The 17,123-nt window shown below is 58.1% G+C and carries 20 protein-coding genes; 4 read left to right on the plus strand and 16 right to left on the minus strand.

Going from position 1 to position 17,123, the window contains the following annotated elements; genetic code table 11:
- Nucleotides 1-25 precede the first annotated feature (25 nt).
- Entirely contained in the window at nucleotides 26-979 is a 954-nt protein-coding gene (locus ABLX76_RS01870; protein ID WP_348873851.1) for a L,D-transpeptidase family protein, read from the plus strand.
- Between the two features lie 128 nt (nucleotides 980-1,107).
- Here the strand turns inward: ABLX76_RS01870 and bhsA are convergent, their stop codons facing one another.
- Complete coding sequence (bhsA, locus tag ABLX76_RS01875; protein WP_002900788.1) at nucleotides 1,108-1,365, minus strand: multiple stress resistance protein BhsA; 258 nt, start codon at nucleotides 1,363-1,365, stop codon at nucleotides 1,108-1,110.
- A 133-nt stretch (nucleotides 1,366-1,498) separates the two neighbouring features.
- Here bhsA and ABLX76_RS01880 point away from each other — a divergent pair, with 133 nt between their 5' ends.
- On the plus strand, nucleotides 1,499-1,618 hold the full coding sequence (locus tag ABLX76_RS01880) for a hypothetical protein (RefSeq protein ID WP_044522093.1): 120 nt from the start codon (nucleotides 1,499-1,501) through the stop codon (nucleotides 1,616-1,618).
- Nucleotides 1,615-2,250, plus strand: coding sequence for a TetR/AcrR family transcriptional regulator (locus tag ABLX76_RS01885; RefSeq protein ID WP_023289148.1), 636 nt, complete (start codon nucleotides 1,615-1,617; stop codon nucleotides 2,248-2,250). Before ABLX76_RS01880 ends, ABLX76_RS01885 begins: the two co-directional genes overlap by 4 nt.
- A 52-nt stretch (nucleotides 2,251-2,302) precedes the next feature.
- On the opposite strand, the gene ABLX76_RS01890 is transcribed toward ABLX76_RS01885, so the two are convergent.
- A complete protein-coding gene (locus ABLX76_RS01890) occupies nucleotides 2,303-2,425 on the minus strand; it encodes a hypothetical protein (protein ID WP_048326277.1) in 123 nt (40 codons plus the stop codon).
- 68 nt (nucleotides 2,426-2,493) lie between these two features.
- Between ABLX76_RS01890 and ABLX76_RS01895 the strand changes: the two genes are divergently transcribed.
- Nucleotides 2,494-4,683, plus strand: coding sequence for a TonB-dependent siderophore receptor (locus ABLX76_RS01895; RefSeq protein WP_048297236.1), 2,190 nt, complete (start codon nucleotides 2,494-2,496; stop codon nucleotides 4,681-4,683).
- A gap of 57 nt (nucleotides 4,684-4,740) precedes the next feature.
- Here the strand turns inward: ABLX76_RS01895 and ABLX76_RS01900 are convergent, their stop codons facing one another.
- The 14 genes from ABLX76_RS01900 to pabC form a co-directional block, all read right to left on the minus strand.
- Nucleotides 4,741-5,280, minus strand: a complete 540-nt coding sequence (locus tag ABLX76_RS01900) for a glycine zipper 2TM domain-containing protein (RefSeq protein WP_002900781.1) — start codon at nucleotides 5,278-5,280, stop codon at nucleotides 4,741-4,743.
- Between the two features lie 193 nt (nucleotides 5,281-5,473).
- Complete coding sequence (locus tag ABLX76_RS01905) at nucleotides 5,474-6,778, minus strand: NAD(P)/FAD-dependent oxidoreductase (protein ID WP_008805997.1); 1,305 nt, start codon at nucleotides 6,776-6,778, stop codon at nucleotides 5,474-5,476.
- A gap of 244 nt (nucleotides 6,779-7,022) precedes the next feature.
- Nucleotides 7,023-7,565 (minus strand): alpha/beta hydrolase YcfP, encoded by a 543-nt coding sequence (gene ycfP, locus ABLX76_RS01910; RefSeq protein ID WP_002900775.1) that lies wholly within the window; start codon nucleotides 7,563-7,565, stop codon nucleotides 7,023-7,025.
- 35 nt (nucleotides 7,566-7,600) lie between these two features.
- Nucleotides 7,601-8,611, minus strand: coding sequence for a beta-N-acetylhexosaminidase (gene nagZ / locus ABLX76_RS01915; protein WP_167878548.1), 1,011 nt, complete (start codon nucleotides 8,609-8,611; stop codon nucleotides 7,601-7,603).
- Nucleotides 8,612-8,634: 23 nt separating this feature from the next.
- A complete protein-coding gene (thiK, locus tag ABLX76_RS01920) occupies nucleotides 8,635-9,462 on the minus strand; it encodes a thiamine kinase (protein WP_348873854.1) in 828 nt (275 codons plus the stop codon).
- Nucleotides 9,443-10,081 (minus strand): penicillin-binding protein activator LpoB, encoded by a 639-nt coding sequence (gene lpoB / locus ABLX76_RS01925; protein WP_072096711.1) that lies wholly within the window; start codon nucleotides 10,079-10,081, stop codon nucleotides 9,443-9,445. Before lpoB ends, thiK begins: the two co-directional genes overlap by 20 nt.
- Before the next feature lie 21 nt (nucleotides 10,082-10,102).
- A complete protein-coding gene (locus tag ABLX76_RS01930) occupies nucleotides 10,103-10,477 on the minus strand; it encodes a YcfL family protein (RefSeq protein WP_348873856.1) in 375 nt (124 codons plus the stop codon).
- 4 nt (nucleotides 10,478-10,481) lie between these two features.
- Nucleotides 10,482-10,838 (minus strand): purine nucleoside phosphoramidase, encoded by a 357-nt coding sequence (gene hinT / locus ABLX76_RS01935; protein ID WP_032452442.1) that lies wholly within the window; start codon nucleotides 10,836-10,838, stop codon nucleotides 10,482-10,484.
- 261 nt (nucleotides 10,839-11,099) lie between these two features.
- Nucleotides 11,100-12,533: a PTS glucose transporter subunit IIBC gene (ptsG, locus tag ABLX76_RS01940; RefSeq protein WP_002900680.1), complete on the minus strand. Its 1,434-nt coding sequence runs from the start codon at nucleotides 12,531-12,533 to the stop codon at nucleotides 11,100-11,102.
- Between the two features lie 296 nt (nucleotides 12,534-12,829).
- A complete protein-coding gene (locus ABLX76_RS01945) occupies nucleotides 12,830-13,624 on the minus strand; it encodes a metal-dependent hydrolase (RefSeq protein ID WP_032452441.1) in 795 nt (264 codons plus the stop codon).
- A gap of 10 nt (nucleotides 13,625-13,634) precedes the next feature.
- Complete coding sequence (gene holB, locus ABLX76_RS01950) at nucleotides 13,635-14,639, minus strand: DNA polymerase III subunit delta' (protein ID WP_348873858.1); 1,005 nt, start codon at nucleotides 14,637-14,639, stop codon at nucleotides 13,635-13,637.
- Entirely contained in the window at nucleotides 14,636-15,277 is a 642-nt protein-coding gene (gene tmk / locus ABLX76_RS01955) for a dTMP kinase (protein WP_023289141.1), read from the minus strand. The genes holB and tmk overlap by 4 nt, the downstream gene beginning before the upstream one ends.
- Nucleotides 15,267-16,289: a cell division protein YceG gene (yceG, locus tag ABLX76_RS01960; protein ID WP_023289140.1), complete on the minus strand. Its 1,023-nt coding sequence runs from the start codon at nucleotides 16,287-16,289 to the stop codon at nucleotides 15,267-15,269. Before yceG ends, tmk begins: the two co-directional genes overlap by 11 nt.
- 1 nt (nucleotide 16,290) lies before the next feature.
- Complete coding sequence (gene pabC / locus ABLX76_RS01965; protein ID WP_348873860.1) at nucleotides 16,291-17,100, minus strand: aminodeoxychorismate lyase; 810 nt, start codon at nucleotides 17,098-17,100, stop codon at nucleotides 16,291-16,293.
- Nucleotides 17,101-17,123 lie beyond the last annotated feature (23 nt).

Raw genomic sequence — 17,123 nt, forward strand, 5'->3', positions numbered from 1 at the left:
AGTTATATATTTTGGAGTTATGGTAATGAGAAACCGTTTCCCCCTGGCGCTGGCGCTGGTCGCGCTGGTTGCCGCGCTGGCGCTGCCTGCGCGCGCTAACACCTGGCCCCTTCCCCCGCCGGGCAGCCGGCTGGTGGGGCAGAATCAGTTCCATGTGGTGCAGGATAACGGCGGTTCGCTGGAGGCGATTGCCAAAAAGTACAATGTCGGCTTTCTGGCCCTGCTGCAGGCCAATCCCGGGGTAGACCCCTATGTTCCGCGCGCCGGCAGCGTGCTGACTATCCCCCTGCAGACGCTGCTGCCCGATGCGCCGCGCGAAGGGCTGGTGATCAACCTTGCCGAACTGCGCCTCTACTATTACCCGCCGGGCAAGAATGAAGTGACCGTCTACCCGATCGGCATCGGCCAACTGGGCGGAACCACCATCACACCGACGATGGTCACCACCGTATCCGACAAGCGGGCTAATCCGACCTGGACGCCAACCGCTAACATTCGCGCGCGCTACAAAGCGATGGGGATTGAGCTGCCGGCGGTGGTGCCTGCCGGTCCTGACAACCCGATGGGCCATTACGCTATCCGCCTTGCCGCCTATGGCGGAGTCTATCTCCTGCACGGCACCAATGCCGATTTCGGCATCGGCATGCGCGTCAGCTCCGGCTGTATTCGTCTGCGCGACAACGATATCAAGGCGCTGTACAACGCGATCTCGCCGGGCACGAAGGTGAATATTATCAACACGCCGATTAAGGCGTCGGTGGAGCCGGACGGCCGCCGTCTGGTCGAAATCCACCAGCCGCTGTCTGAGCATATCGATGACGACCCGCAGACCCTGCCTATTACGCTTAACGCGGCCATGAAGGCGTTCAAACAGGCGCCGCAGACCGACGGCACGGTAATGGAGCGCGCGATGAATTACCGCTCGGGCATGCCCATTGACGTTACCCGTCATGCCGACCCTGGTCCGCAGTCGCTGTAACCTCACGCTGCAGAAAACAAAAAACCCGCCTGACGGCGGGTTTTTTGTTGGCAAGGGTCAAACAGGGGTACAACAGGGTCTTACTCATCGCTGACCGGTGAAGGGGGCCGGGCAGCGACGCATCGGGTTTACTTGTAGATAACCGCGGTACCGTGAAGAGTATTCGGACCAGTTACCGAAGTAATACGGTATGAAGTGGCGCCCATTTCATCCGCTTTCTGCGCCAGCTGGTCTTCCAGCGATCCCAGGTTAGTCCCTGCGGACGCAGAGATGGTGCCCACTTTATGCTGGCCGGCTGGGGTGGACTGCACCTCAACAGCGGCAAAGCTGGCGAAAGAGAGGGAGCTAAGCACGGCGGCAATAGCCAGAGTATTAACGGTTTTCATGATTATTATACCTATGCAGATGAATTTTATAGTAGGGTCGTAAGCATTAACTTAACGATCGATAGGTAAATAATAATGTGATCTAAGTCACACGTCAACGCATTTTTATAACGATCGTTTAACTATTTATAAAATGCTTAATTTTCATACGCATATGAATTATTTATTTTTGAACCAACAGCGCTGGCCCCGGCGATCGTTTATTTTTATAATGGCCATTCATCAAACCAACATAGGTACAACGGCATCATGACAACTGACGTTCAAAGTTGCGCCAAAAAAAGCCGTGGCCGACCGAAGGTGTTCGACAGGGATGCGGCGCTGGACAAAGCCATGACACTCTTCTGGCAGCACGGCTATGAGGCGACCTCGCTCGCCGATCTGGTCGAGGCGACAGGAGCAAAAGCCCCCACCCTGTATGCGGAATTTGTGAATAAAGAAGGACTGTTCCGCGCAGTATTGGATCGTTACATTTCGCGCTTTGCCGCGAAGCACGAAGCCGTGCTGTTTGCTGAGGGAAAAACCGTCGATCGGGCGTTGCGCGACTACTTCACCGCGGTCGCCACCTGCTTTACCAGCAAAGAGACGCCGGCCGGCTGCTTTATCATCAATACCTCCGCCGCGCTGGCCGCCTCCTCGACGGATATCGCCAACACCATCAAATCCCGCCATGCGATGCAGGAGCAGGCGCTAACCCAGTTTCTGCAGCAGCGGCAAGCGCAGGGCGAACTGCCCGCGGGCCGCGACGTGGCGCAGCTCGCGCAGTTTCTCAACTGTGTCCTGCAGGGGATGTCCATCAGCGCACGGGAAGGCGCCGATTTCGACAAACTGATGCAAATCACTGACACCACTCTCCGTCTCTGGCCGCTGGTCCTCGAGTCCTGATGCGCCCCGCTTCCGGCGGTATTCTGCCGCCGGAACCGCCCGCCGTTTCGCTTTACCCCCACAAAATAGATTGATTTTTATTACCTTTTCTCACGCAAGATAAACGCAAATGATATTGATTGCGATATTCATTATGTGCAAAATCCTTTTTTGAGTTTTTCCAGATGTTTCGCATTGTAACGAATACCGGCCGACGCCGGCCCATAACAACGACAAAGCAACTTGCTCTTAAAAGGAATGGATATGAAAAAGCGCCTCTGGGTGCTCCACCCTCTGCTGCTGGCCAGCGCGCTGCCTGCGCTGGCGGCTCAGTCTGATGAAGACAGCATCATCGTTAGCGCGAACCGCACCCACCGTACCGTGGCCGAGATGGCCCAAACCACCTGGGTCATTGAGGGCCAGGAGATTGAGCAGCAGGTCCAGGGCGGGAAAGAGTTCAAAGACGTGCTGGCTCAGCTGATCCCGGGCATCGATGTCAGCAGCCAGGGGCGCACCAATTACGGGATGAACATGCGCGGGCGCGCCATCGTCGTGCTGATTGACGGCGTCCGGCTCAACTCCTCACGCACCGACAGTCGCCAGCTCGACGCCATCGATCCGTTCAACATCGAACATATCGAAGTGATCTCCGGGGCGACCTCACTGTACGGCGGCGGCAGTACCGGCGGACTTATCAACATCGTCACCAAAAAAGGGCAGCAGGATCGGCAGGTCGATCTTGAGGTGGGCAGCAAGAGCGGGTTTGCCAACAGCAACGATCATGATGAGCGCGTCGCGGCGGCCGTCAGCGGCGGGACAGACCACGCGTCCGGGCGTTTATCGGTAGCCTATCAGCGTTTCGGCGGCTGGTACGACGGCAACAACGATGCGCTGCTCCTCGATAACACCCAAACGGGGCTCCAGCACTCCGACCGTCTGGACGTCATGGGAACGGGGACGATCGAGATCGACGACAACCGCCAGCTGCAGCTGGTCACCCAGTATTATAAAAGCCAGGGCGATGATGACTATGGCCTGTGGCTCGGAAAGAATATGTCCGCGGTGACCAGCGGCGGCAAAGCGTACACCACCGATGGGCTCAATTCCGATCGTATCCCCGGCACCGAGCGCCATCTGATCAGCCTCCAGTACTCCGATGCCGACTTCTTCGGTCAGAATCTGGTGAGCCAGGTGTACTATCGCGATGAATCCCTCACCTTCTATCCGTTCCCGACGCTCAGCAAAGGCCAGGTCAGCAGTTTCTCCTCGTCGCAGCAGGATACCGATCAGTATGGGGCAAAGCTGACCCTGAACAGTCAGCCGCTGGCGGGCTGGGATCTTACCTGGGGTCTCGACGCCGATCATGAGACCTTCAATGCCAATCAGATGTTCTTCGATCTGCAACAATCGCTGGCTTCCGGCGGGCTGCACAACGAATCGATCTACACCACCGGCCGCTACCCGGGATACAGCATCTCCAACGTCGCGCCGTTCCTGCAGTCAAGCTACGATCTGAACGATATCTTTACCATCAGCGGCGGGGTTCGCTACCAGTGGACCGAAAACCGGGTTGACGACTTTGTCGGCTACGCCCAGCAACAGGATATCGCCAACGGCAAAGCGCGCTCCGCCGACGCCATCAAAGGCGGCAAAACCGATTATGACAACTTCCTGTTTAACGCCGGGATCGTCGCCCATCTGACCGAGCGTCAACAGACCTGGTTTAACTTCTCGCAGGGCGTTGAGCTGCCGGATCCGGGTAAATACTATGGCATCGGGAAATACGGCGCCGCGGTCAATGGTCATCTGCCGCTGCTCTCCAGCGTCAACGTCGATGACTCGCCGCTGCAGGGGATCAAAGTTAACTCGTATGAGCTGGGCTGGCGCTACACCGGCGATAACCTGCGCACCCAGCTGGCGGCGTATTACTCGACTTCGGATAAGACCATCGTGGTCAACCGTACCGACATGACCATCGATGTTCAGTCCGACAAGCGGCGTATTTACGGCGTTGAGGGAGCGGTCGATTACTTTATTCCGGACAGCGACTGGAGCGTCGGCGGCAACTTCAACGTGCTGAAATCACAGGTGCAGACCGATGGCCGCTGGCAAAAATGGGACGTCACCCTCGCCTCGCCGTCCAAAGCCACCGCCTGGGTAGGCTGGGCGCCGGATCCGTGGAGCCTGCGCGTGCAGAGCCAGCAGGTGTTTGACCTCAGCGACGCCGCCGGCAACAAGCTGGAAGGCTATAATACCGTCGATTTTATCGGCAGTTACGCGCTGCCGGTGGGGAAACTGACCTTCAGTATCGAAAACCTGCTTAACGAAGATTATGTCACCATCTGGGGCCAGCGCGCGCCGCTGCTCTACAGCCCAACCTACGGCAGCTCGTCGCTGTATGAATACAAAGGCCGTGGCCGTACCTTCGGTCTGAATTACGCGTTAACTTTCTGACAAAAAAAGCCCCTCAGCCTGAGCGATTGAGGGGCTAATCATTACACAAATCTGTTTTTAGATTTTGTTATTCAGGACCAGCTGGCCGTTGTTGTCCAGCGGGATCTGGCTGCCAGGATCGTGATCCATACGGATTTTCCCCTGCTGATCGCCTATCTTATAGGTCACATCGTAGCCCAGCATTTTGTCGGATTTGTCATACACCGTTTTGCAGCGCTGCTGCGTGGTGGTGTAGGTGTCGTTATCCTGCATCGCGCCCTGGATCTGGTTACCGGCATAGCCGCCGCCCAGTGCGCCCACCACCGTCGCCACGCTGCGTCCGTGACCGCCGCCGAACTGGTGGCCAATCACCCCGCCCGCCACCGCGCCCAGCACGGAACCGGCGATGCGGTTTTCATCCTGTACCGGACGACGATGGGTCACGGTGACATTACGGCATTCCTGGCGCGGCGTTTTCACGGTTTCTTTAATCGGTGTACTGGAGACCACTTGCGCATACTGCGGGCCGCGATCTAACACGTTGAGACCAGCGACAGCTGCAACGCCCAGCGCGGCAGCCACGCCTATCCCTATACCCGCCAACATAGATTTATTCACGGGAGATCCTCCTTTGTTGCTGTTGATACAATTTTGCAACCGGACCCGGCAAGGCGCAAATCAGATAGCGGATGAAAAGTGCGAGAATTCGCTGCAAATCAAAGGGATTCAGAGGATTCCGAGCGGGATCCCCGCCGGTTCAGCAGAAGAGCCCGGAGGCGCCGCCAGGGCGAGCTCCGGGTCGGGGTAGCGATTAGTGCAGCTTGAGACGCGGGCGAATGATGCGGTTGATGCGGCCAACCAGCATCATCAGGCCGGTTTTGAAATAGCCGTGCAGGGCGATCTGGTGCATACGGTACAGGGAGATGTACACGAAGCGCGCAATGCGCCCTTCCACCATCATCGAGCCGCGCATCAGGTTGCCCATCAGGCTGCCGACGGTGGAATAATTGGACAGCGACACCAGCGAGCCATGGTCTTTATAGGTATACGCCTTCAGCGGTTTGCCTTTCATCTGCGCGAGGATGTTATTCAGCGCGCAGGTGGCCATCTGGTGCGCCGCCTGAGCACGCGGTGGCACAAACCCGCCTTCCGGACGGGCGCAGGAGGCGCAGTCGCCGATGGCGAAAATATCCGCGTCGCGGGTGGTCTGCAGCGTCGGCTCAACCACCAGCTGATTGATACGGTTGGTTTCCAGGCCGCCGATCTCTTTCATGAAATCTGGCGCTTTGATCCCGGCCGCCCAGACCATCAGATCCGCTTCAATATATTCGCCATCTTTGGTGTGCAGGCCGCCCGCATCGGCGCTGGTGACCATGGTCTGCGTCAGCACCCGTACGCCCAGCTTGGTCAGCTCATTGTGCGCCGCGCCGGAAATGCGCGGCGGCAGCGCAGGCAGAATGCGTTCGCCCGCTTCGACCAGCGTGACGTTCAGCGCTTCGTTGGTCAGCCCTTTGTAACCGTAGCTGTGCAGCTGTTTCACGGCATTATGCAACTCAGCGGAGAGTTCCACGCCGGTGGCGCCGCCGCCGACGATGGCAATGTTCACTTTACCGTTAGCGCCAAGGTTCGCGGAGTACTTAAGGAACAGGTTGAGCATCTCCTGATGGAAACGACGCGCCTGATGCGGGTTGTCGAGGAAAATGCAGTTCTCTTTCACCCCAGGGGTGTTGAAGTCATTCGAGGTACTGCCCAGCGCCATCACCAGCGTGTCGTACGGCAGTTTACGCTCAGCCACCAGCAGCTCGCCTTTTTCATTGCGCAGTTCGCCGAGGGTGATGGTCTTCCCTTCGCGATTGATATCGACCACCGACCCCAGCTGGAACTGGAAGCCGTGGTTGCGGGCATGGGCCAGATAGCTCAGCGCATCAACGCCTTCATCCAGAGAACCGGTGGCCACTTCGTGCAGCAGCGGCTTCCACAGATGGCTGTGGTTACGGTCCACCAGGGTGATTTTCGCTTTCTTATGGCGCCCTAACTTTTTCCCCAGCTGAGTTGCCAGTTCCAGTCCGCCTGCGCCGCCACCCACAATTACGATTTTTTTCAATGGCGTAGTCATGTGTACCCCTAAAATTATTAACCAATTGTTAAATAAAAGTTATTAAAATAGCCTTTATTTAACAACAAGTTACGTCAATGAAACCATTCAGCACTGTCGAGAATACCATGAACGGTGCATTGGTCATACCAAAATTGATGTGCATCAAGTTTTGTCGCGTATTTTTTCAGCGAAACCAATAAGTGTAGACATGAAAAAACCCGCGCGGTGAACCCGGCGCGGGTTTGGAGACAGGGGAAAAGGCTTAACCGAGGGTTTTAAACGCTTTCAGCCGCTGCAGGTGCGGCGAGATGTTTTTAAACTTATGGGTCTGCTCTTCATCCCAGATAATTTCATAATAGTGGTGCAGAAGGTCGGCGGAACGCTGGCTGTCCAGCGCTTCGTCCTGCCGGGAAAGCACCACCAGGCAGCGATCGCGGTTCTTCTCGCGAAAGTTGGTCACGCACTTGGTGGCGATGTCAGCATACTCTTCCGGTCGGTCGATTTTGCCTTCCATATTCTCATGCGGAAACAGGTTCGGATTGAACACCGCCTGACGAATATCGCACAGGAAACCAATCCGCTCAGCCCAGTAACCGCCGAGTCCAACGCCGCAGATCAGCGGCCGGTCATCGGCGGTAAGCTGCAGCATTTTATCGACCTCTTTCAGCAAATGCTGCATGTCGTGCTTGGGGTGGCGCGTGCTGTAGCTTATCAACCGCACGTCAGGGTCAATAAACTGCAACTGCATCACTTTCTCGTGGTTACCGGGGCTGTTCGAGTCAAAACCGTGTAAATAGATAATCATCGCATCCTCACCAGACAACAACGCCCCGCAGAGCGTTACGCGGACTTCGCCTCTTGCCAGCGCGCATGAAGCTGCTCCAGCTGGGCACTCACCGTTTTCCAACGGGCTGAATCCCTTAACTCCTGACGGGAAAAGGAACCTTTATGATACAATTTCGTAACACGCTCTGCTTTGATCGGCGACAGGTTATCCAGCACACTGACCGCGCCCTTACGATTATTGCAGACCAGTATCATATCGCAACCGGCGTCGAGCGATGCCTGGCCGCGTTCGGCATAGCTGCCCATGATCGCCGCCCCTTCCATCGACAAATCGTCGGAGAAAATCACCCCGTCGAAGCCCAGCTCGCCGCGCAGCACCGTCTTCAGCCAGTACGCTGAACCGCTGGCCGGGCGCGGATCGAGCTCCGGATAAATTACATGCGCCGGCATAATGGCATCCAGACGCTGCTCAGCGATAAGGCTTTTGAATACCGCCATATCGTGGTCGCGGATGACCGATGCCGGACGCGGATCGAATGGGGTTTCTTTATGCGAATCGGCAGTCACCGCCCCGTGTCCCGGGAAGTGTTTGCCGGTGGTTTTCATCCCCGCGGCGTGCATGCCGTCAATGAAGTGACGCGCCATCGTCAGCGCTTTCTGCGGATCTTCATGATAAGAACGTTCGCCGATCGCGGCGCTGATATGGCCGACGTCCAGCACTGGCGCAAAGCTAATATCGATGTCCATGGCGATCATTTCGCTGGCCATCAGCCAGCCGGCCTCGGCGGCCAGTTTGCCCCCCTCTTCCATCCCCAGCAGCGCGGCGAAAGACTGGGCCGCCGGTAAACGGGTAAAGCCTTCGCGAAAACGCTGAACGCGTCCCCCTTCCTGATCGACCGCCACCACCAGATGGTTACGGGAGGCTTCGCGGATCTGGCGCACCAGCTCCCGCAGCTGCGCCGGATCGTGATAATTTCGGGTGAAGAGGATCAACCCTCCCACCAGCGGATGCGCCAGAATCTCTCGCTCTTCCGCATCCAGTTCATACCCTTCAACATCCAACATCACTGGGCCCACACTGACCTCTCTTATCCTTTGCGTTCGTTGTCTAACTGACACCATGTTTCATCTGCCAGCGTGATAAATTGCCGATCCCCGCTCTGCCGCCAGCGCATTTCATACCAGCCCGCCATCAGCAGCAGTACCCACGGACGCCAGCGCGCCACCTGCCGCCATAGCTGCTGCGGGTCGATGGCCGCCCGCCGGGCATACGCCATCACCAGCTGGCGGCGCTCGCCCGGGGCGATCCATACGGCGGCCAGCTCCAGCGCGATATCGCCATCGCCGGCATATTCCCAGTCGATCAGCTTCAGACCGGCGTCGCTGTGGATAATATTGCCGGCATGGACGTCCATATGCAGCGGCGCCAGGCGCAGAGGACGAGGCTCGCCCCGGCGGCACAGCCGCTGATGCCAGCGTAACCAGCGCGGCGTGCGCCGGGCCGGATCGCTCCTCTGCCAGTACTGCGCCAGCAGCGGCCCGAGACTAACACGCCAGCCGAACCGCGGTTGCTGATGCAAATCATACAATAAGGCAGACAGCTGCGGGCAGTCAGGTAACTCGCTTTTCACCTCACCCGCGCAATACTCCACCACCATCCAGCAGGGCGAGTAAAACAGGGGGTTGGGCGCCAGCCTGGCAGGCAGCCGGCGCAGCGCGCGATACTGACGGCGAAAATAACAGGCAGCGGCAGACGGGTCGTGCGGCTGACGCAGCACTCGTCGCCGGTCGCCGTCGCTGATAATCACACTGCCGCCGCTGAGGCCGGTCTGGCTCAGCGAGGCGACAGGATGATAGTGGGGAAAGAAGCGCGACAAGAGCTCGTCGCGCGTTAGCTTATTGTTGCTGAACAGCACCTTTACCTGACCAGATAATCTCGCCGGTTTGCACCAGCATCAACTGCATCTTCAGCTCAGGCGCGTTGACGTTGCCGGTGGCATTGGAGTAAAGCACATACTGCGCGCCCACGTTGCGGGCGATGCCCATGGCTTTGCTGCGGCTGCCGAGGCTGTCCTGCGGCGACAGGCCCAGCTGCTGCTTGGCGACCGCCAGCTGCTGCGGTGAAACAAGGGTAAATTTGCCGTTGCCCGCCAGCGCGTTGCGTAACGCGGTGGTAGCTTCTCCGGCATTCAGCGAACCGTTGGTGCGGTTGTTCACGCTGTCAACCAGCAGAATACTGCCGGCATTGACCCCGCCCGCCTGCAGCATCTGTCCCACCATCGGCTGCACCGCGCCGTTCCAGTCATAATGACGCACGCGCGGCGCCGGCTGACCCGACTGCTGATCCTGATGCTCAATCGGTCCTGGCTGCGACGGGACGGATGGCACCGCCGGTACCGTCGGCACCGTGGGCTGCGGCTGCGCAGGCTGCTGCGGCTGCGGTTTGGCCTCTTCTACCGGCGCGGGCTGCTCACGCAGCCCCGCACAGCCTGCGAGGAATATCGCCAGTGCTGTGATTAACGCATAGCGACACATTTTCATCATTATAATTACCCCTTACAGATAAAGATAAAGGCGGGCCTTATGCGCCCCCAGGATATTGGCGCTGCCATACAACGTCACCGAGGAGCGAGCCGGAACCACGATGGTGCGCGGCGCCTCCAGAGGGTGCATCTCCAGCCCTCGGGCGTCATACCAGAAAAAACGATAATGCACAGTGACCGGCTGTTGGCGCTCGTTATACAGCGTAGAGGAGGCGGTGGCCTGGATCTCCGTCGCCACGACGACAGGCTCGCTGGCGCTGATCCCGGCGGCCAGCACGCTCGACTCCATCACCAGCGCCTGCTGGTCAGAAACCGGGATCTCCGGATGTGAACTACAACCGGCCAGCAGCCCCGCCGCCAGACACACGCCCAAAAGGGTCCTGAGCATGACGTTAGCCTTTGTGCGCCAGCATCGGACCCAGCGGACGACCGCCCAGCAGATGCATATGGATATGGTAAACTTCCTGGCCGCCGTGACGGTTGCAGTTGACGATCAACCGGTAGCCATCGTCGGCGAGGCCTTCATCGCGGGCAATCTTCGCCGCGACGGTCATCATCCGGCCCAGGGCCAGTTCATGTTCAGTGGTAACGTCATTTACGGTAGGAATCAGAACGTTCGGGACAATCAGAATGTGGGTGGGCGCCTGCGGGGAGATGTCGCGAAAAGCGGTCACAAGCTCATCCTGATAAACCATATCCGACGGGATCTCCCGGCGAATGATTTTGCTGAAAATCGTTTCTTCTGCCATGACTGATTCCTTATTAGTTTTATCCCGTACGCTGGCCTGCTTCTGCAGATAAACGCGGACGCACAGGTTCCGGTAAGAGTATGAGCGACATCCTCCCTCTCTTTCAACCTGAAAGCTCTTTTTCTTATTCAACTATGGACTTAGCTGCTGAGGGAATAAGCATTTGGCGGACAGTTTGCGGGGTTATCGCCTCTGGAAGGCCGATCTGGTCACGTAAAAAAGGCAGCCAGTTGGCTGCCTTAGTCTCCCCGATACTACGTCTTAACTGTTACGGATGTACTCATCCATTTCAGTTTTCAGGTTATCGGACTTGGTACCGAAGATGGCCTGTACGCCAGAACCTGCCACTACCACGCCAGCGGCGCCCAGTTTTTTCAGGCCAGCCTGGTCAACTTTCGCTACATCCGCCACGCTAACACGCAGACGAGTAATACATGCGTCGAGGTTGGTGATGTTCTCTTTACCGCCGAAAGCGGCGACCAGAGCCGGAGCCATCTCGCTGGTTGCGCCAGCTTTGCTCTCTTCGGTGGTATCTTCACGACCCGGGGTTTTCAGATCCAGGGCTTTAATCAGCACGCGGAAAATGACGTAGTACACGATCGCATAGCAGATACCGACGATCGGGAACAGCCACAGCTTGCTGCTGTTACCGGACAGCACGATAAAGTCGATCAGGCCATGAGAGAACGAGGTACCGTCACGCATACCCAGCAGGATACAGATCGGGAACGCCAGACCCGCCAGGATGGCATGGATAACGTACAGGATCGGCGCCACGAACATGAACGAGAACTCGATCGGCTCGGTGATACCGGTCAGGAACGAGGTCAGCGCGGCGGAGATCATGATACCGCCCACTTTGGCGCGGTTTTCCGGTTTAGCAGAGTGCCAAATCGCGATAGCCGCTGCCGGCAGACCGTACATTTTGAACAGGAAGCCGCCAGACAGTTTGCCCGCAGTCGGGTCGCCTGCCATGTAGCGCGGGATATCGCCGTGGAAAACCTGACCCGCCGCGTTGGTGTATTCGCCGATCTGCATCTGGAAAGGAACGTTCCAGATGTGGTGCAGACCAAACGGCACCAGGCAACGCTCGATGAAACCGTAGATACCAAACGCCACCACCGGGTTCTGATAAGCAGCCCATTGGGAGAAGGTCTGGATCGCGGAACCGATCGGCGGCCAAATGAAGGAGAGGATCACGCCGGTGAAGATAGCGGCCAGACCAGAGATAATCGGTACAAAGCGCTTGCCCGCAAAGAAGCCGAGATATTCTGGCAGCTTGATGCGATAGAAGCGGTTGAACATGTACGCGGCGATAGCACCGGAGATAATACCGCCAAGCACGCCGGTATCAGCCAGGTGTTTTGCCGCAATCTCGTCAGCAGGTAAATGCAGCACCAGCGGCGCAACCACCGCCATGGTTTTCACCATGATGCCGTAAGCTACGACTGCAGCCAGTGCGGATACACCGTCGTTATTGGTGAAGCCGAGGGCCACACCGATAGCGAAGATCAGCGGCATGTTGGCGAAAACAGAACCGCCTGCTTCTGCCATAACGTGGGAGACCACGGCTGGCAGCCAGCTGAAGTTTGCGGAACCGACGCCCAGCAGGATACCTGCGATAGGCAGTACGGATACCGGCAGCATCAGCGATTTACCGACCTTCTGCAGGTTAGCAAATGCATTCTTAAACATAATTGAGAGTGCTCCTGAGTATTTGGTACTTTTTTACGTTTTCACGCATTGGCCCGGGGGGAGAACCGCGCCGTGGACAGGACATCTAAGCGCCCTTTATTTATTACACAGAGTAAAATAATTAACGGGATGATTGTTTGACGGCTATCACGTTTCAATCAGCCTTCCGGTAAAAATTTACATCAGCTTACATAAGTTGTATCCAGATGTTGCCAAAAAACCTTCACCGCCACTTTTGTGGCGGTGAACTTTACTCGCTTTGGCTATTAATTACGAGCCTTAAAATAATAAGCAGATCAAGCAGGTTGCAAGCGGGCGGGGTCAATGTGGAACAGCGTGGCAAAATTGTCGGTGGTCTGCTGAGCCAGTTGCTCCAGCGACACACCCTTCAGTACCGCCATGTATTCAGCAACGTCACGAACCATCGCCGGCTGGTTCTCTTTGCCGCGATGGGGTACCGGCGCCAGGTACGGTGAATCGGTCTCCACCAGCAGACGATCCAGCGGAACATAGCGCGCCGCATCGCGCAGTTGCTCGGCGTTACGGAAAGTGACGATACCGGAAAACGAGATATAGAACCCCATGTCGAGCAGCTTACCCGCCGTCTCCCTGTCCTCAGTGAAACAGTGTAGTACGCCTCCGCAATCCGTCACCTTTTCTTCACGTAAAATGGCCAGGGTATCGGCGCGAGCGTCACGGGTATGCACGATCACTGGCTTATTCAGCTCCCGGCCGATGCGGATATGGTCACGGAATGAGGTTTGCTGCTGGGCTTTGGTTTCCGGGGTATAAAAATAATCCAGCCCGGTCTCTCCCATCGCGACGACGCCCTCTTCCGCCGCCAGCGTGCGCAGCGTCTCCACCTCGTAGGGCTCGTCCTGGTTTAACGGGTGCACGCCACAGGAGAAAACGACATTGTCACGCCTTCCTACCAGCTCGCGCATACTGCGGTAGCCAGGCAGCGTCGTGGCGACCGCCAGGCAAAATTTCACATCGCGCGCGGCCGCTTTTGCCAGCACGTCATCGACGTTTTTGTGCAGAGTTTGATAATCCAGACCATCAAGATGGCAGTGGGAGTCGACTAAAAACATAATGTCTCACTCAGAGGTGGGAGACGGGTAAAACCGTCCCGGGTTGCAGGTAATGTTCCCAGCGCAGCAGGCGCTCGGTGAGCAGCAGTTCGCGGTTGACGCCGACGACGTTCAGCAATTGCTCGCGGCAGGTACAGACGTCATGGGCAATCGCCTGCAGCCGGGAGGCGGGCAGACTATGCGCCAACTGCTCCAGCAGCGGCCAGACATCCGGATTACTCACCAGGGCAATTCCCTGCTGTCGTTTTTGCGCATCGACCAGCAGCGATGCCAGCCAGTGCAGGCGAACCGCCGCCTGTTCATGATTGAGTATTGGCAGCAGCGCCAGCCAGTCACCGCTCGCCAGCGTGGTCGCCAGCGCCTGATACAGCTGCTGTCGCGCCGTCCACTGCGGCTCCTTAAGCAGCTCAAGCGCGGCGGCCGGCGCGCTGGCGCACAGACGTAACGCGGTCAGCAGCGCCTCCTGCGGCAGGTTCACCTCACGCTCCAGCCAGGCCAGGGCATAAGATTCCGTCGGCGGCGACAGGTGGTGCAGGCGGCAGCGACTGCGCAGAGTGGTCAGCAGACGCGCCGGCTCCTCGCAGGCGAGGAAGAACCAGGTATTTTCCGGCGGCTCCTCCAGCGTTTTCAGCAACGCGTTGGCGGCGGCATCGGTCAGCAAGGCGGCATCGCTAATCCATACCACCTTCGCCCCACCGAGGCGCGCGCGCTCATAGAGCTTGTCGTTGACATCGCGCACCGCGTCAATACCCAGCGCGCTTTTGCCTTTCTCGGGGCTCAGCGGGTAGTAATCGGGGTGCGTACCGGCCTGCATCAGCTGGCAGCTGTGGCAGTGACCGCAGCTTTTATGCCCTTCGGGCTGGCGGCACATCAGGAAGCGGCACAGCGCATAAATCAACGCCTCGCCGCCCATCCCGCTCAGGGATTGTAACAGTAAGGCGTGGTGGCCTCGTCCGGCCTGATAGCTACCGACCAGTTGCTCGAACGAGGGGCGCAGCCACGGATACCATTTCATGCCGGTTGCTCCGCCATCCACTGGACGATCGTGGCGCGAATATCGCGCGCGACGGCATCCAGCGGCTGCGTCGCGTCCACCGTGCGGATAGAAGGATCCGCCGCGGCCAGCTCAAGGTAGCGCGCACGGGTACGATTGAAGAAGTTCATGGACTCCTGCTCAATGCGATCCAGTTCGCCGCGGGCGCGGGCGCGCCGCAGCCCCACTTCCGGCGTGACGTCGAGGTACAGCGTCAAATTAGGTCGAAAATCGCCGAGAACGGCATCACGCAGCGTCGCCAGCATCGTGCGGTCAATCCCCCTGCCGCCGCCCTGATAGGCCTGAGTGGAGAGATCGTGACGATCGCCGATCACCCACTGGCCGCGAGCCAGAGCAGGCTTAATCACGGTCTCCACCAGCTGGACGCGCGCCGCGTAAAACATCAGCACTTCCGCTTTATCGTTAATCACTTCATCGCCCGTGGACTGGATATCCAGCACCAGGCTACGCAGTTTTTCGGCAAGGATTGTGCCCCCCGGCTCACGGGTAAACACCATATCGTGAATACCTGCCGACTGCAGCGTCTCCACCACCAGTTGACGTGCGGTGGTCTTCCCGGCGCCCTCCAGCCCCTCGATGACGATATAGTTACTGCGCATTTTTTTCCTTAAGTACTTTCAGATAGTCCTGCACCGCGCGGTTATGGCTGACCAGGTTTGTGGTAAACGTATGGCCCCCTTTCCCGTCGGCGACAAAATAGAGGTATGGCGTTTTCGCCGGATGGGCGGCCGCCTTCAGCGACGCTTCGCCCGGCACCGCAATAGGGCCTGGCGGCAGGCCGCTGATGGTATAGGTATTGTACGCGGTCGGCGTCTCCAGATCCTTACGCGTTAACTTACCATTATACCCTTCGCCCATCCCGTAGATCACCGTTGGATCAGTCTGTAAACGCATGCCGATGCGCAGGCGGTTGATAAACACCGACGCGACGCGATCGCGCTCTTCCGCCACCGCGGTCTCTTTCTCAATAATCGAGGCCATGGTCAACAGCTGATTCTGATCGTCATAGGGCAGATTATCCATCCGTCCTTCCCAGACCTTCGCCACTTCGGTGACCATTTTCTGATGCGCGCGCTTGAGGATGGCGATGTCGCTGGTATTGGCGGTGTACATCCAGGTATCCGGCCAGAACCAACCTTCCACCCAGTCGGCGTGGTCAAGACCTAAAGCCTTAGCCACCGTCGCGTAGCTATCGTCTTCAAGCGTGTGCTTCACGTAGGGGGCATCGCGCAGCTGACGAAGGTAGTCGCTGACGCGCATGCCTTCGACAAAGCGCAGCGGAAACTGCGCCTCTTTGCCGCTGGCCAGCAGCTGCAGCATTTCGCGCACCGTCATTTGCGGCGTGAAGCGATAGGTCCCGGCCTTAAAGTGAGACAGCTCAGGCTCCATCCGCAGCAGCCACTGGAACACGCGCGGACGATTGATCACCTTCTCGCGATAGAGATCCTGCCCCAGCGCCAGCCGGCCGGTGCCGGCTTCGAGGGTAAAGATGGTCTCTTCTTTAATCAGCAGCTTGCTGTCCGCCAGCTGGCGTACCTTCCACATTCCTGCCGCCGCGGCGATGCCCAACAGCACGACCAGCAACAGGATAAAACGTAACATTTTCTTCATACTAACCAGACAGCTCACACAAAGGGGCTAAAAAATGGTAAAGCTCGCGAGAGGACCAGACGGTCTCCTCCCAGCGACGAACCGGCACCAGCGGCATAAGCGCATTGCAGATCAGCACTTCATCGGCCTCCCGCAACGTCTCGGGACGCGCTGTCACTTCGACAACGCGAAACGTCGATGGTGCCAGCTGCGCGATACAGCGCTGCCGCATTATGCCGTTGACCCCGGCATAATCGAGTCGCGGAGTAAAGACATCCCGTCCCTGACGCCAGAATAAATTCGCGGCACAGCATTCCGTAAGCCACCCGTCACTGTCAAGGACCAGCGCCTCATCGGCGTCCGTCTGTTCAAGATGAGAGCGGATCAGCACCTGCTCCAGACGATTAAGATGCTTCAGACCGGCCAGCCAGGGGTTGCGCCCCAGGGTCACCGGGCTCCGGGTCAGGGTAATGCCCTCCTCCCGCCAGCGCGCGTAGTGCGCCGGAAGCGAAGAGACGCTCAGAATGCGGGTGGGCGACGCGCAGCCCGCCGTGCTGTATCCCCTCCCCCCGACGCCGCGGGTGAGGACCACCTTAAGCACACCCTGGGCGTGCGGCCGAGCCAGACGCTGCATCTCGTCGCTCAACGTCAGCCAGTCGTCAAATGGGATGCGTAATTTTTCGCAGGTCGTCTGCAAACGCTGCAGATGGGCGTCCAGTAACGCAACCTGCCCGTGCTGTATACGGGCGGTGGTAAAACAACCGTCGCCAAACTGGACGGCGCGATCGTTCGCCGAAAGCGTGTCCTGTTCAACGCCATTTATCAAGAACATAAAGGACTCCTTTTCACAGGTCG

This window comes from Klebsiella sp. JB_Kp004, from assembly GCF_040065795.1.
GTDB lineage: Bacteria > Pseudomonadota > Gammaproteobacteria > Enterobacterales > Enterobacteriaceae > Klebsiella > Klebsiella quasipneumoniae.

Coding starts and splice junctions, on each gene's coding strand:
- ptsG (WP_002900680.1), bottom strand. CDS start 12,533: ATGTTTAAGAATGCATTTGCTAACCTGCAGAAGGTCGGTAAATCGCTG.
- yceG (WP_023289140.1), bottom strand. CDS start 16,289: ATGAAGAAAATGTTACGTTTTATCCTGTTGCTGGTCGTGCTGTTGGGC.
- ABLX76_RS01870 (WP_348873851.1), top strand. CDS start 26: ATGAGAAACCGTTTCCCCCTGGCGCTGGCGCTGGTCGCGCTGGTTGCC.
- ABLX76_RS01930 (WP_348873856.1), bottom strand. CDS start 10,477: ATGCTCAGGACCCTTTTGGGCGTGTGTCTGGCGGCGGGGCTGCTGGCC.
- tmk (WP_023289141.1), bottom strand. CDS start 15,277: ATGCGCAGTAACTATATCGTCATCGAGGGGCTGGAGGGCGCCGGGAAG.
- ABLX76_RS01905 (WP_008805997.1), bottom strand. CDS start 6,778: ATGACTACGCCATTGAAAAAAATCGTAATTGTGGGTGGCGGCGCAGGC.
- bhsA (WP_002900788.1), bottom strand. CDS start 1,365: ATGAAAACCGTTAATACTCTGGCTATTGCCGCCGTGCTTAGCTCCCTC.
- nagZ (WP_167878548.1), bottom strand. CDS start 8,611: ATGTTGGATGTTGAAGGGTATGAACTGGATGCGGAAGAGCGAGAGATT.
- ABLX76_RS01945 (WP_032452441.1), bottom strand. CDS start 13,624: ATGTTTTTAGTCGACTCCCACTGCCATCTTGATGGTCTGGATTATCAA.
- ABLX76_RS01885 (WP_023289148.1), top strand. CDS start 1,615: ATGACAACTGACGTTCAAAGTTGCGCCAAAAAAAGCCGTGGCCGACCG.
- pabC (WP_348873860.1), bottom strand. CDS start 17,100: ATGTTCTTGATAAATGGCGTTGAACAGGACACGCTTTCGGCGAACGAT.
- hinT (WP_032452442.1), bottom strand. CDS start 10,838: ATGGCAGAAGAAACGATTTTCAGCAAAATCATTCGCCGGGAGATCCCG.
- ABLX76_RS01880 (WP_044522093.1), top strand. CDS start 1,499: ATGCTTAATTTTCATACGCATATGAATTATTTATTTTTGAACCAACAG.
- ABLX76_RS01895 (WP_048297236.1), top strand. CDS start 2,494: ATGAAAAAGCGCCTCTGGGTGCTCCACCCTCTGCTGCTGGCCAGCGCG.
- lpoB (WP_072096711.1), bottom strand. CDS start 10,081: ATGTGTCGCTATGCGTTAATCACAGCACTGGCGATATTCCTCGCAGGC.
- ycfP (WP_002900775.1), bottom strand. CDS start 7,565: ATGATTATCTATTTACACGGTTTTGACTCGAACAGCCCCGGTAACCAC.
- ABLX76_RS01890 (WP_048326277.1), bottom strand. CDS start 2,425: ATGCGAAACATCTGGAAAAACTCAAAAAAGGATTTTGCACATAATGAA.
- holB (WP_348873858.1), bottom strand. CDS start 14,639: ATGAAATGGTATCCGTGGCTGCGCCCCTCGTTCGAGCAACTGGTCGGT.